Annotated in this window: 13 protein-coding genes; 10 read left to right on the top strand and 3 right to left on the bottom strand. The window is 50.5% G+C overall.

The window, feature by feature from the left end; translation table 11 throughout:
* The first annotated feature begins 95 nt into the window (after window positions 1–95).
* Complete coding sequence (locus tag ACLPHM_RS01930) at window positions 96–836, top strand: hypothetical protein (RefSeq protein ID WP_430219586.1); 741 nt, start codon at window positions 96–98, stop codon at window positions 834–836.
* Window positions 837–1,158: 322 nt separating this feature from the next.
* Here the strand turns inward: ACLPHM_RS01930 and rlmF are convergent, their stop codons facing one another.
* Window positions 1,159–2,157 carry a 23S rRNA (adenine(1618)-N(6))-methyltransferase RlmF gene (gene rlmF, locus ACLPHM_RS01925; protein ID WP_430219585.1) on the bottom strand — a complete coding sequence of 333 codons (999 nt, stop codon included), beginning with the start codon at window positions 2,155–2,157 and terminating at the stop codon, window positions 1,159–1,161.
* A gap of 81 nt (window positions 2,158–2,238) precedes the next feature.
* Window positions 2,239–2,712, bottom strand: a complete 474-nt coding sequence (locus ACLPHM_RS01920; RefSeq protein ID WP_430219584.1) for an RES domain-containing protein — start codon at window positions 2,710–2,712, stop codon at window positions 2,239–2,241.
* Window positions 2,713–3,010: 298 nt separating this feature from the next.
* Here ACLPHM_RS01920 and ACLPHM_RS01915 point away from each other — a divergent pair, with 298 nt between their 5' ends.
* From ACLPHM_RS01915 to ACLPHM_RS01895, 5 genes are read left to right on the top strand one after another with little or no spacing between them, the layout of a single operon-like run.
* On the top strand, window positions 3,011–3,901 hold the full coding sequence (locus ACLPHM_RS01915) for a SphA family protein (RefSeq protein ID WP_430219583.1): 891 nt from the start codon (window positions 3,011–3,013) through the stop codon (window positions 3,899–3,901).
* A gap of 24 nt (window positions 3,902–3,925) precedes the next feature.
* The gene (locus tag ACLPHM_RS01910) at window positions 3,926–4,714 is read left to right on the top strand and encodes an SDR family oxidoreductase (protein WP_430219582.1); all 789 of its coding nucleotides are present in this window, start codon (window positions 3,926–3,928) and stop codon (window positions 4,712–4,714) included.
* Between the two features lie 32 nt (window positions 4,715–4,746).
* A complete protein-coding gene (locus tag ACLPHM_RS01905) occupies window positions 4,747–5,994 on the top strand; it encodes a styrene monooxygenase/indole monooxygenase family protein (protein WP_430219581.1) in 1,248 nt (415 codons plus the stop codon).
* Window positions 5,995–6,013: 19 nt separating this feature from the next.
* Complete coding sequence (locus ACLPHM_RS01900) at window positions 6,014–6,541, top strand: flavin reductase family protein (protein ID WP_135866474.1); 528 nt, start codon at window positions 6,014–6,016, stop codon at window positions 6,539–6,541.
* 3 nt (window positions 6,542–6,544) lie between these two features.
* Window positions 6,545–8,134 (top strand): phytoene desaturase family protein, encoded by a 1,590-nt coding sequence (locus ACLPHM_RS01895; RefSeq protein ID WP_430219580.1) that lies wholly within the window; start codon window positions 6,545–6,547, stop codon window positions 8,132–8,134.
* Between the two features lie 9 nt (window positions 8,135–8,143).
* Here the strand turns inward: ACLPHM_RS01895 and ACLPHM_RS01890 are convergent, their stop codons facing one another.
* Window positions 8,144–9,127, bottom strand: coding sequence for an AraC family transcriptional regulator (locus ACLPHM_RS01890; RefSeq protein WP_430219579.1), 984 nt, complete (start codon window positions 9,125–9,127; stop codon window positions 8,144–8,146).
* 165 nt (window positions 9,128–9,292) lie between these two features.
* On the opposite strand from ACLPHM_RS01890, the gene ACLPHM_RS01885 reads away from it, so the two are divergent.
* From ACLPHM_RS01885 to ACLPHM_RS01870, 4 genes are all read left to right on the top strand, one after another.
* Window positions 9,293–9,904, top strand: coding sequence for a flavin reductase family protein (locus ACLPHM_RS01885; protein ID WP_430219578.1), 612 nt, complete (start codon window positions 9,293–9,295; stop codon window positions 9,902–9,904).
* 145 nt (window positions 9,905–10,049) lie between these two features.
* Window positions 10,050–11,021: a TRAP transporter substrate-binding protein DctP gene (gene dctP / locus ACLPHM_RS01880; protein WP_430219577.1), complete on the top strand. Its 972-nt coding sequence runs from the start codon at window positions 10,050–10,052 to the stop codon at window positions 11,019–11,021.
* Between the two features lie 61 nt (window positions 11,022–11,082).
* On the top strand, window positions 11,083–11,604 hold the full coding sequence (locus ACLPHM_RS01875) for a TRAP transporter small permease (protein WP_135865111.1): 522 nt from the start codon (window positions 11,083–11,085) through the stop codon (window positions 11,602–11,604).
* A 2-nt stretch (window positions 11,605–11,606) separates the two neighbouring features.
* Window positions 11,607–12,926: a TRAP transporter large permease gene (locus ACLPHM_RS01870; RefSeq protein ID WP_430219576.1), complete on the top strand. Its 1,320-nt coding sequence runs from the start codon at window positions 11,607–11,609 to the stop codon at window positions 12,924–12,926.
* Window positions 12,927–12,931 lie beyond the last annotated feature (5 nt).

The raw sequence follows: 12,931 nt of genomic DNA, 5'->3' as shown, positions 1-12,931 counted from the left end.
CCATACCTGAGACTTTGGGGCGGCCAATTTAGACCACAAACGCTAGGTTGGTGCAGTCAACATTGCGTTAGAACTCATTACCTTAAGGAGTTACCGTGAGAACTAAGGCTTATCACTCTTTTGAGACAAAGCTATTTTATTTTGATGACGATATCGATTTAATTGAAGTTGTCAGGCTTGGAATATTGAATGGTGACCTAACGGACAATACCTCTAAATTTGCTCTTAAAAACATAAATCCAGCACATCATCTGCATATCAAGAGGCGAAGAAACTCAGAAGGAAGCCGAACTCTGCTAGCCAATCACTTACGCCAGACAGTCTACTCCTCTTACATAAAAGATATTTACGAGGAAGTAACTCAATACCTAAAAACAATTTTGGAAAAAGCTGCAGAGAATGGTTTTGATTCGGGGAGATTAATAGGCGAACACACAACAAAACTCGATGCAAGAATAGTTCTTGCTGCTGGGACATGGCCAGAAGTAGCACGCCTCATTACTGACTCTGTGTTTCAATCGCTAGAAGCGGAAAAAAGCACCCTTAAGCTACTAGAGAAAGTCTCAACAAAACTTGCCCTCGATGTTGATGAAACTTTAATAAGGGCGGCACTCCCATATCTTGAGGTACGCCACTTCCTTGTTCATGTGGATGGAAAAATCCCTGCACAGTTCAAGAAGGACAACCCGAAAATCCCTATTAGGGCTGGTGGGTACATCAAGTTGGACTATAAGTTTGTCAGTGAATTTCGAATCGCCATAAAGAACCTAATTAAAGACTACGATGAAAAAGTTATTGCAGCAAACCTACTGAAGACAGAGGACATCCGAAACTAATCACTGCGCTCGACTGCCCCTTATCGCAAGTGTTTAGTGACTAACCCTTTCTACGGCCACTGGCAGCTCTTGGCAAATTACAGACACTATAAGATTGCTTGCAAACATAGAGCTGCCGACAAAAAACCACCTTTCTAGGCTACCTTTCTCTTACGTTATAGAAGTCATAAGTTAGTTTTGAGGGTATTGTGTATGCCTGCTCTCATACTCATGAGTAGACGATGAGTTGTTAGGCACAGCAGTTTATTCATTGATACACCCTACCAGAACAGTAAAGCCCACCGCTTAGGACACTTTGCGTAGTCCTGCTTTTGATATAGTTCTATCTCCACCGCCCCTTACGCCACGTTTCTTGCGCCGCAGGGTTTAAAAACGTCCATGCTACAAAGCGACTTTTCTTTTGCCCCTGCGTCATTTCCACCGTCTTGACCGTAAACGCATTCGCTTTTCGTAAGGCATGCAATATGCCGGGCAAATTAGACTCTTTGGATACCAAGGTACTAAACCAAAAAACCTGCCTGCTTACGGCCCTACTCTCTTCTATCATGAGACGTATAAAGGCCGCTTCACCGCCTTCGTACCACAATTCCGTACCCTGCCCGCCGAAATTCAGCACAGTATTATTGTTTTGCTTTGGTGCCGCCTTGCCTAAGCCACGCCATTTACGAGTAGAGCCACTTAGCGCTTCTGCCCGCGACGCATGAAATGGAGGGTTGCACAGCGTCAGGTCAAAGTAGTCATTTGTGCTGAGCACGCCTTTAAATATGTGCTTCTGCGATTTTTGCTGGCGCAATGTGATAGCTGCAGATAAGCCCGCATTTGCATTAATAGTGGTTCGCGCCACTGTCAGCGCATTCGCATCAATATCTGAGCCCACAAACTGCCAGCCATATTCTGCGTGACCAATTAAGGGATAAATCGTGTTTGCGCCCACGCCAATATCCAAAGCACGTACTGCAGTGCCTTGCGGAATCACACCCTTATTACTGCTTGCCAGCAAATCAGCCAAATAGTGCACGTAGTCCGCACGGCCAGGTATAGGCGGGCAAAGGTAATTCGCAGGAATATCCCAGTGCTCTATACCGTAAAAGGACTTTAATAACGCACGGTTCAATGCTTTCACGGCCTTAGGATTAGCGAAATCAATGCTTTTATCGCCATGCGGGTTCAAGGCTACGAAAGCAGCCAGCTCTGGCGTGTCTTTGATCAGTGCATCGAAGTCGTAACGACCTTGATGACGATTACGTGAATGCAGCAAAGCCGCAGTTTTGCTAGGTGTTGAGGGTGTAGAAATGGGATTACCTGATTTTGGAGATGACATCGTGTTTCAACAGGAACCCTTATCGGTTTTCAGGGTTCGTTATGGTAAGTAGGTGCATATGGCGGACATTATAGAATTCATTTATGCCTCATCCACAAGATGAACTTGCGGCGCATCATTCTGATTCCAAGAAAACAAAACCAGATGCCACAGGCCTGGTGCTTTTCTTGAGGGATCAATCAACCCGTTTGCACCGCAAGCCACGAGACGATCACGAACTGTCCACGAAGGTGGTGTTGCACCTCTAGCTACAAGCTCTTGCCATGAAGCGATAGCATCTTCAATGTTTACCTCTGCCGCAGACAACGCCAACGGATTGCGAAGATCGACAATGTTCTTGGCCACGACATGAAAACTGAGCACTTCTAACTTACTACTGCGATTCTGTTTGTGGGCTTGCATCGCTGCGTCTACCCCTTCACGCGACGAACTCAGATAGAGCGTGGGTTGCGTGCTACTTGAATAGCGTCCCGCGCTTTGTGATCCGGATAGCGCATAAGCTCTGTATGCAGGATCAATGGCTCTATAGAAAATGCCGTCAATATTAGTAAACATTATTCACTCTCAAAAAACCGAAGAAATACGGTAGAACTACGCTCTGGAATTTCACCACAGTTGCTTCTGGCCAGTTGCTGACATTATAAAGTTACCCGTAGACCTAGAGCAGCCAATAGACGTCTATCTTCACCGCGCCTTACGCCAAGCCTGGCCCCTACTGCTGGGGTTTTCCCTTGAAATCTAAAGTAATTTCGCTAAGTGGATAGTGCTTGCGGAAAGCGGCTAGACCACGCTTTCACCCCCACCCTACCATCTGTCTCACCCACAATCACAATAACAGTGGAGACAGTTCCTCATGTTAAAAAACACCCTCGTGCGTCTTTCCTGTGGCGCAGCGGTACTCATCAGCCATAGCGCTGTTGCCATTGAAGGTAATGGCTTGCCTATCTACCCCGACGGGCTTGAAAACTACCTTTCAGGTGCTCTGCCTGGCCCCGGCGTCCACCTGCTGATGTATGCCGGTTCTCTTAGCTATAACTCAGTACGCGATAAACACGGCGATAAGCTGCCCATTCAAGATTTCAGCGTTGACGTCAATATGGTGGCTCCGCGTGTGGTTTGGGTAACTTCCGCTGAAGTAGCCGGCGGCCAATTGGCGTTTCATGCCCTGTTCCCTCTACTCACGGTTAAAGAAGAAGCTTTCGGCCAAAGTAAGCGCCGAACCGGTCTGGGCGATATCGCCTTTGGTCCTGCACTGGGCTATCACTTCAGCGAAAGCGCCCACGCCGTTGTGGGGGTGGATTTTGTGGCGCCTACGGGCTACTACCGCCAAGACGCGATGGCTAATTTGGGGCGCAATTACTGGACTATTCAACCGGCTGCTGCATTCACCTATATGCAGCCCAGCGGGATTAATGCCGACCTGAAAGTAATGGTGGATTTTAACTTCCGCAATAACGACACCCGCACGCGCACAGGTAATGCCATTCACGCCGATTACGCGCTGGGCTATGGCTTTGGTAACGGTTTCGTAGCCGGTATTGGTGGTTATGCCTACCAACAAATTGCCAGCGATTCTGGCCCGCGTTCTGGCGATGGCCGAGCTCGTGCGTTCAGCATTGGCCCCTCTCTGCGTTACGCCAATGCCAGTGGCTGGTTGTTCACCGCCAAATGGCAGCAAGACTTTGGTGTACGTAGCCGCCCTAAAGGTCACCAGCTCATGCTGAAAGCCGCCATTCCTTTTTAATGTATTCGCAGCAAGGAGACTCATATGAAAGGTCTACAAGACAAGGTTTTTATCATCACGGGCGGTGCCACGTTGATTGGTACGGGTGTAGTCAACGTTCTGACCAGCTATGGTGCGCGCGTTGCTATCTTTGATATTGATGAAGCAGGTGGCGAGATTGCCGCTGGTAACGATCCCAAACGCTGCCGATTCTGGCGCACTGATATTACCGATGACGCCGCTATCAGCCGCAATATCGCTGCCGTTAATGCCCACTTTGGGCGTGTAGATGGGTTGGTGAATTTGGCCTGCTCCTACTTGGATGAGGGCATGAATTCCCCCCGCAAAGACTGGCAGCAAGCCTTAGATATTAACGTGATCAGCACGGTTGCCATGAGTAAGGCAGTACGCCCTTATCTGCAAGAGCAGCATGGCGGTGCGATTGTGAATTTCACGTCCATTTCTTCATCCATTGCACAAACTGGCCGCTGGCTCTACCCGGTATCCAAAGCCGCTATTGTGCAGCTCACCCGTAGTCTTGCCATGGATTTCGCCCCTGATCACATACGGGTGAACTCTGTGTCCCCGGGGTGGACGTGGTCCAAGGTGATGCATTCCTTAACCAACGGCAACCGCTACAAAACCGACAAGGTTGCCGCACCTTTCCATTTATTGGGCCGCGTAGGCAACCCCGAAGAAGTAGGCGAAGTGGTGGCATTTTTACTGTCTGACTGTGCCAGCTTTGTCACCGGAGCCGACTACGCCGTGGACGGTGGCTATTCCGCCATGGGGCCGGAACAAAACGTTCCTGCCATTCCCAAACTTGCTCAATAACGCACTTTTATCAGAATAATTAGGAGACTCTTATGCGTAAAGTTGCCATTATCGGTGGTGGTCAGGCTGGTATGCCCGTAGCCTTTGGCCTGCTAGACAAAGGCTATGACGTTGCCCTGTACACCAACCGCACGCCAGATCAAATTCGCCAGGGGCGTGTGATGTCTAGCCAGTGTATGTTCCCCCATGCGCTAGATGTAGAACGACGCTTAGGTATTAACTATTGGGATGATGAATGCCCTCCTGTAGAAGGTATTGGCTTTGCTCTGCCCAACCCCGACAAGCCCGACACCAAACTATTGGACTGGGCCAGCCGCATTGAGCGCCCTGCTCAAGCTACCGACCAGCGTTTAAAAATGCCGGTATGGCTGGAAGAGTTTGAGAAACGCGGCGGACGTTTGATCATGGAAGATGTAGGCGTTGCCGAATTAGAACGTATCGCTGAAGAATACGAGCTCACTATTCTGGCCGCAGGCAAAGGCGAAGTGGTACGTCTGTTTGAACGTGATGCAGAACGCTCTCCTTTCGACAAACCGCAACGCGCCTTAGCCCTGACGTATGTGCACGGTTTAGAGCCCATGCCTGAGTTCTCGCGGGTATCCTTTAACTTCATCCCCGGTGTGGGCGAATACTTTGTATTCCCCTCACTCACCTTGTCTGGCCCCTGCGACATCATGGTGTTTGAGGGCATTCCAGGCGGCCCCTTAGACCGCTTCCGCGACACCACCTCGCCACAAGAGCATTTAGAACGCAGTGTGTCTTTCTTGCAGGAATTCTTGCCATGGGAAGGCGATCGCTGTCGCAATGTAGAGCTTACCGATGACCAAGGTTACTTGGCTGGCAGCTTCCCTCCCACAGTGCGTAAGCCAGTATTGACGCTGCCATCAGGGCGCATCGTGCTGGGCATGGGTGACGCTGTAGTGGTGAACGACCCTATTACTGGCCAAGGCTCTAACAATGCGGCACGCGCAGCGCAAGTGTATTTAGACAGCATCTTGGCGCGTGGCGAACAAGCCTTTGATAGGCAATGGATGCAGCACACCTTTGATAGCTACTGGGATTACGCCAGCAAAGTTGTGGCCTGGACCAACTCTATGTTGTTGCCGCCTACCGAGTCCGCCCTAGCCTTGCTGGGAAATGCCGCCGGTTCACCGCGTTTAGCTAACTTCCTAGCCAATGCCTTTAACAACCCCACCACGCTGTTCCCGGCTTGGACAGATCTGCCCTCCGCACAAGGACTGATCGCCAAACTGGCAGAAGAGCAGACCACGGCTGCCTAAGCGTACAGGAGAGATTGCCATGTCCACACAGGCTGAACTTGTTCAGGAAACGGTCACCTTTGACAGCCGTACCTTCAGGCAGGCGCTGGGGCACTTTCCTACGGGAGTTGCCATTGTTACCACACGCAGCCCCGAAGGACGGCCTGTAGGCCTGACCATCAACTCCTTTGCCTCTCTGTCGCTAGACCCTCCGTTGGTGTTATGGAGTTTGGTGAAGCATTCACCTAGCCTCGCCTTTTTTCAGGACTGCAAACATTTTGCTATTCATGTGATCAGTCAGAATCAAGTAGAAGCCGCGCTGGGCTTTGCCAACTCACGGTTGGAAGACAAATTTTCGTTAGTGAGCCACTACAGTTGTGATGAGGGGATTCCCGTAATTGATGACTGTTTAGCGACCTTTATCTGCGAAAATCATAACCAACACGATGGGGGGGACCACACGCTGTTTATTGGCAAAGTTATTCGTCACGACACGGTTCCTAATCAAGCACCAGCAGTATTTCACCGAGGTAGCTTCACCCATCTACAACAACAATCAGGAGACTAATTCATGCCACAACATCAGGATGTGGTGGTAGTGGGCAGCGGCATCAACTCCTTATGTTGTGCCGCCCTACTCGCCTGTAGAGGGTTAACGGTAACGGTACTGGAACGCAACCCCGTCGCGGGCGGCTGCATTCGCACCGAGGAACTCTTCCCCGGCTTTACCCACGATGTGTTTTCCAGTTGGTACCCCCTGTTTGTTGGGGGTGCCGCCTACGCCGAGCTCGCGCAACCGCTGGCCGATGCTGGGCTGCGTTTTGTGTCTGGCGACTACAGTACGGGGCTAGCTACGCCACATGGTACGGGCATTGCCTTACGCCAAGACATGGAAGACACCGTGCAGCGTTTAAATGCCATTGCCCAGGGGGATGGCGACGCCATAGGCCAAGCGGCGGCTCAGATTTTCGGCAATGATGCGGCGTTGGTCTTTGGGCTAATGGGTAACGACCCCTACAGTTGGAAAACCAGCAAGCTGCTGTTCTCGTCATGGCGTCAACGTGGCCTTGATGGCATGCTGCACTTTGCATCCGACTCCTTAGAAAACTTTAGGCGTTGGGCTGAATATGCCCTGCAAAACGACCTTAGCCGCGCCTTGATTGCACCGTGGGTACTGCACAGTGGCTTAGGCCCTGATGAAGCAGCCTCCTCACTGATAGGTAAACTGACTTTTGCTGCCGTTGTGGCGGGTGGCATGCCCGTCGTGGAAGGCGGCAGCTATAAGTTAGTGGAAGCCTTTATACGCGTTATTGAAGAACGTGGTGGCCACGTGCTCACTGGTCAACACGTAGACGAAGTCCTAGTCGAAAATGGCAGGGCTATAGGTGTGCGCACAGCTACCCAAGAGCGTTTCATGGCAAGCAAAGCCGTGGTCTGCAACGTTACACCTAATCAACTGTACGAAACACTGCTACCTACGGCCGGCCCTGAGTATCAACAACTGGCCAAGCGCTATAGATACGGGCGTGGTGGCATGCAAATACACTTTGCGTTGAAAGAACGCCCCCACTGGCTAAACCCTGAGCTCATACACGTACCCATGGTGCACGTCACCGAAAGCATGGAGCAAGTGTGTGCTTCGGTAGTAGAGGCCAATAATGGATGGTTGCCTGCAAAACCCACCTTGGCAGTAGGCCAGCCATTAGCGGTAGACCCTAGCCGTGCCCCCGAAGGCAGTTGGATACTGTGGGTGCAAATGCAAGACATGCCCTCTACGGTTAAGGCCGACGTCGCCAATGAACTGCCTATTCCGGCAGACGGGCGCTGGAACGATGCATTGCGTGATGGCATGGTAGAACGCGTCAGACAACGTTTAGAAACTGTGATGCCCGGTTTTAGTCAGCATATTATCGGTAGCAAAGCCTATAGCCCGGCTGATTTAGAAGCGTGGAATATGAACTTGGTAGGTGGCGATCCGTATTCAGGCGTGTGCTCGCCAGATCAGTTTTTCTTTATGCGCCCCTTTGCAGGTAACGCCAAGACACGTACTGGCCGCACCCCTATTCCTAATCTGTTTCAGATTGGTGCCTCGGTGCACCCTGGCCCTGGGTTAGGTGGTCAGTCTGGCTACTTAGCCGCACAGCGTATCTGTAAAAAGTAGTGATAGCGCCTAGACAGGGCTCTGCCGCAAACGTTGCAGACTCTGGCTAGGCGTTTCGCCAAATCTGTCTTTGTACGCCGCGCTAAAACGCCCTAAGTGGGCAAAGCCCCAGCGCATCGCAATATCTGCCACCGAGCATTCCAGCGAATCACCATGCGTGAGTAAATCGGCACGTACGCGCTCTAAGCGTAGTTGTCGTAGATACTGCATGGGACTGACGCCACAATGCTCTTTAAATGCCACCTGTAACGTACGTACACTCACCTGTGCCTGAGCCGCCAACAGCGCTAAGTTGATGGGCTGATCTATATGCTCGTGCAGGTAATTTTCTACTTGTTTAATGTGCCTAGGCAAAATACTGCTGCGTAAGCGATTTAGCCCTGATTGCATTACAGGGGGATGCTCGCCCAACAAGGTGGTCACCACCAACTGCTCTATCTGCCTAACCAATAAAGGGGATCGTTGCATGGAGAGCGAATTGCGGGCGCAGTCTACTAAGTAGCGCAACATCAACTGCCAACTAACCGAACGATGGCATTCGAACTTGGCCGGAAAATGCACGCCGTTCACCATAGAGTCCATGCCCATGTCTTGAGCCGTTTGCTCTAACAACAAACGGTCTACCTTGATCATGATCTGCTCGTTGCTGGCTTGCCAACTCATGTCTATTTCGGCGTTTGGGCTTAATACCGATGCCACACCCGGCATGGACTCTACTTCTTCTGCTCCGCAGCGTACCGTTGCCTGACCATATTGCGGAATCTGTATGAGGTAATAGTCCACCAAGTCGTCTGGCTGTATGCGCACATGCGCCCCATAGCCCAGCCGTATTACATCCACCTGACCAAAGTTGGCGTGGCGTATACAGGACTGCAAGGAACTTGCCTTTAAGAGGCTAAGTTTATGTGGCGTCAACATACTACTGATCATTGTTTTCACCTGATCAGCATCCGTAGACATAACGTTTTCCCAAGAAACAGAATCATTGCTCATGGCAGATACTCGGAAAACAAGTTAACAAAAACCCGAAACGATCAACAGAATGCGTTTTTTTCTAGGTTGGCAGCCAATATAGTTTAGTTATAAAGTATATTGAACCCTATACGTATATTCCCCAACAACTATCTATCCGTTAGTGCTTAGGAGACAAGATTGACCATGCAGCACGATTACCATACCTACGAACCCAGCCAAGGCCACGGTTTACGCTACGACCCTATCAGCGCCATTGTGGGCCCACGTGTGATTGGCTGGATTGGTACACAGAATGCCCAAGGCGAAACCAACTTAGCCCCTTACAGCTTCTGTAATATTTTTAATTACCGCCCGCCCATCATTGCGTTTTCTAGTGTGGGCTACAAAGATAGCGTGCGTAATGCCATTGAAACCGGCGTATTTACATGGAATTTAGCCACTCGTCCGCTTGCTGTACCCATGAACCTCAGCAGCCTAGAGCAGCCCGTAAACGAGTTCGAACTCAGCAAGCTCACGCCTGTGCCGGGCCAGATGATTGCCGCGCCTCGCGTAGGCGAAAGCCCAGTCTCGCTAGAGTGCCGTGTCACACAGCACTTCCCCCTACAAAAACTGGACGGGCAAAGCGATACCTGGATGGTCTTAGGCGAAGTGGTGGCCGTACATATCTCGCCCACCCTCATTAAAGACGGTGTGTATCACACCGCTGCTGCACAACCTATCTTGCGGGGTGGTGGCCCTGGTGACTTCTTTGAAGTCTCTGACGACACGCTATTTGATATGCGTAGACCCACCTAATTTCAGTCTGTTTCCGTTCCCCCTAAAGGCACTAGCGCAAACCCCTAGATGCCTTTTTTTTATTTCATCAGTAATATATTTAGTATTAAAAATATGAAAACAAATACATTAAAAATGATCATTACAAGGAACGGAGACAACCATCATGATCAAACGCACACTGCTGGGTGCTGCCCTATTGTCATGCACCTTCTTCAGCGTTCAGGCTGAAGAAGTCACCCTAAAAGCCGTCAGTGCCTTTAACACCGACACCTTCTTTACCGACCGCTTCAAAGTTTTCGTAGACAAGGTTAACGAAGACGGTAAAGGGCTAGTACAAATTCAGTTTATGGGTGGCCCCGAAGCCATTCCCACGTTTGAAGTAGGTAATGCCGTACGTGCTGGCGTGGTTGATCTGGCCAACAGCTCTGCCGTGTTTCATGCCAATCTGGTACCCGAGGCCTTGGCTATGACCTTGACCGACCGCTCCATTCAAGAGCTGCGCGCCAATGGTGGTCATGCGCTGATGGACAAACTGCACCAAGACAAAGCCAACATGCTATGGCTGGCGCGAATTACCGATGGTTTGCAATATCACATCTACACCAACAAACCCATTAACCAAGCCAGCGACTTGAAGAAAATGAAGCTGCGCAGTGTACCTACGTATTTGGCTTTCTTCCAAGCGTTAGGTGCGTCAGCCTTACAAGTGCCTCCCGGCGAGGTCTACACAGCCCTTGAGCGTGGTGTGGTCGATGGCTACGGCTGGCCTTCCGTGGGAGTACTAGACCTAGGCTGGCAAGAGAAAACCAAATACCGTGTAGACCCAGGCTTCTACAACGTAGAGGTCAGCTTGTTCATGAATAAAAACAGCTGGAACAAGCTGGATGATGCACAAAAAGCTTTCCTACAAGAAAAAATCGAGTGGGTAGAATCCTTAAACCAAGAAGACTTGCAGCGTGCTGAACAAGAAAAAGCACGTCAGGCCGAAGCTGGCGTAGAAACCATTACGCTGTCTGACGAAGCCGGCCAAGAGCTACGTGCCATTGCTTACCAAGCAGGTTGGGACGGTATTGCTAAAACCAGCCCTACCCATGCGGCTGAACTGAAAGCACTGTTCGGCGACGACGCACCTTAATTCGCCCTCCTGCCAGATCGATGCACATCGGTCTGGCCACCCTCTTTTTTGCCTTCTCATTATGACAACAGCCTCTACTTCCCGTGTAGGCGTGCTGGAGCACGGCTATAAATTCATCATGTCGGCCTGCGGCGCACTTGCCGCCATTATCTTTGGGCTCATGAGCCTGCTGATTGGTTTTGATGTGATTCTGCGCAACCTAGGCTACGACTGGATTCCTTCCAGCGTAGAACTGTCCGAATACATGCTGATGATTGCTACCTTTGCCGGTGCACCTTGGCTTTTGCACCATAACGGACACATACGCGTAGACGTAATCGTCAATAAGCTTCCTGCTGTATTTGCACGCCAATTAGAGGTGCTTTGCAACCTCATCGGTATTGCAGTCTGTGCCACCTTAACCTGGCAGTCCTACATCATTGCGCTAGACAACGCGACTACGGGCACGCTGGTGTTTAAAGAATTGGTATTTCCTGAATGGTGGCTCAATCTGCCGTTGCTGATGGCTAGTCTACTGCTCACTATCGAGTTCTGCCGCCGCTTGCGCCAGTCTATTCATCACCTACGTCATCAAGGAAACTAACCATGGATTGGCCACTTGCATTGGGACTGATGCTAGGTTCCCTGTTTTTCTTCATGGCGGTAGGCATGCCCGTGGTATTTGCCTTCTTAGCCGTCAACCTTATCGGCGCCTGGGTATTTTTAGGCGGTGAAATGGGCTTAGGCCAATGGGTACGCAACACCAACTCGTCACTGATCAGTTTTTCCCTCACTCCCATCCCCTTATTTGTACTGATGGGTGAAGTGCTCTTTCATACTGGTCTCGCATTCAGGGCCATTGATGCCATTGAAAAAGCCATTTCCCGCGTGCCAGGAAAGCTGTCTATTGTGAGCATTTTGGGCGGTACAACCTTTGCTACCTTATCCGGTTCATCCATTGCTAATACCGCGATGATGGGCGGCATGATGATGCCTGAAATGATGCGCCGTGGGTATCACCCTACGATGTCCATGGGCCCCATCATGGCCGTAGGCGGTATCGCTATGCTGATTCCCCCCTCGGCGTTAGCCGTGATGATGGGTAGCTTGGCTGGTATTTCCATTGAGCGTTTGCTCATTGGCGGCATTTTGCCGGGTATTTTGATGGCCATAGGCTTTTTGGGCTATGTAGTCATTCGCAGCATTATGCGTCCACAAGATGCACCGGTGAGTGAACAAGACGACTCTGGTTTGAAAGGCTGGCAAAAGTGGGGCCCATTCTGCAAAAACGTACTGCCTCTATTGGGTATTTTTATAGCGGTAGTGGGTTCTATGCTTATAGGGTGGGCTTCTCCTACTGAATCTGCCGCTATAGGTGTGTTGGCGTCTGTACTGGCTACCTTCATCTACCGCGTCTTTACGCTTAGTGCCCTTTGGAAAAGCTTGATTGAAACCGCCAAGGTGTCTGTAGTCATTCTGTTTATTCTGGCGGCCTCTACCACCTTTGCTCAATTGCTGAGTTTCTCAGGTGCCAGCACAGGATTTCTGAGTGTCATACGCAGCTTAGACTTGTCCCCTGCCATGCTAATACTGTGCATGCTGTTGATTTTATTGATTATGGGCATGGTACTGGATCAAATCAGCATGATGATGATCACTTTGCCGTTTTTTATGCCTCTGGCATTAGCCGCCAACATCGATACAGTATGGCTAGGCGTAATGATGCTCATTGCTTTGGAAATAGGCCTACTGACGCCCCCCTTTGGCTTGCTGCTGATTGTGATGCAAAGCGTCGTGCCACCGGCTATACGCCTGCCACAAATATACCGTGCAGCAGTGCCTTTCATCACCATCGAGCTCGTTGTACTTGCTGCGGTATTTTTCATCCCCGTCATTGCGGTTGGACTACCTAACTTAATCAAATAACCACT

It is taken from the genome of Paenalcaligenes sp. Me131 (genome assembly GCF_050487225.1).
Lineage (GTDB): Bacteria > Pseudomonadota > Gammaproteobacteria > Burkholderiales > Burkholderiaceae_B > Paenalcaligenes.
This window is presented reverse-complemented; position numbering and strand designations above follow the sequence as displayed.

Excerpts from the sequence above, each read along its gene's own strand:
- rlmF (WP_430219585.1), bottom strand. The coding sequence starts at position 2,157 with ATGTCATCTCCAAAATCAGGTAATCCCATTTCTACACCCTCAACACCT.
- ACLPHM_RS01920 (WP_430219584.1), bottom strand. The coding sequence starts at position 2,712 with ATGTTTACTAATATTGACGGCATTTTCTATAGAGCCATTGATCCTGCA.
- ACLPHM_RS01915 (WP_430219583.1), top strand. The coding sequence starts at position 3,011 with ATGTTAAAAAACACCCTCGTGCGTCTTTCCTGTGGCGCAGCGGTACTC.
- ACLPHM_RS01910 (WP_430219582.1), top strand. The coding sequence starts at position 3,926 with ATGAAAGGTCTACAAGACAAGGTTTTTATCATCACGGGCGGTGCCACG.
- ACLPHM_RS01905 (WP_430219581.1), top strand. The coding sequence starts at position 4,747 with ATGCGTAAAGTTGCCATTATCGGTGGTGGTCAGGCTGGTATGCCCGTA.
- ACLPHM_RS01900 (WP_135866474.1), top strand. The coding sequence starts at position 6,014 with ATGTCCACACAGGCTGAACTTGTTCAGGAAACGGTCACCTTTGACAGC.
- ACLPHM_RS01895 (WP_430219580.1), top strand. The coding sequence starts at position 6,545 with ATGCCACAACATCAGGATGTGGTGGTAGTGGGCAGCGGCATCAACTCC.
- ACLPHM_RS01890 (WP_430219579.1), bottom strand. The coding sequence starts at position 9,127 with ATGAGCAATGATTCTGTTTCTTGGGAAAACGTTATGTCTACGGATGCT.
- ACLPHM_RS01885 (WP_430219578.1), top strand. The coding sequence starts at position 9,293 with ATGCAGCACGATTACCATACCTACGAACCCAGCCAAGGCCACGGTTTA.
- dctP (WP_430219577.1), top strand. The coding sequence starts at position 10,050 with ATGATCAAACGCACACTGCTGGGTGCTGCCCTATTGTCATGCACCTTC.
- ACLPHM_RS01875 (WP_135865111.1), top strand. The coding sequence starts at position 11,083 with ATGACAACAGCCTCTACTTCCCGTGTAGGCGTGCTGGAGCACGGCTAT.
- ACLPHM_RS01870 (WP_430219576.1), top strand. The coding sequence starts at position 11,607 with ATGGATTGGCCACTTGCATTGGGACTGATGCTAGGTTCCCTGTTTTTC.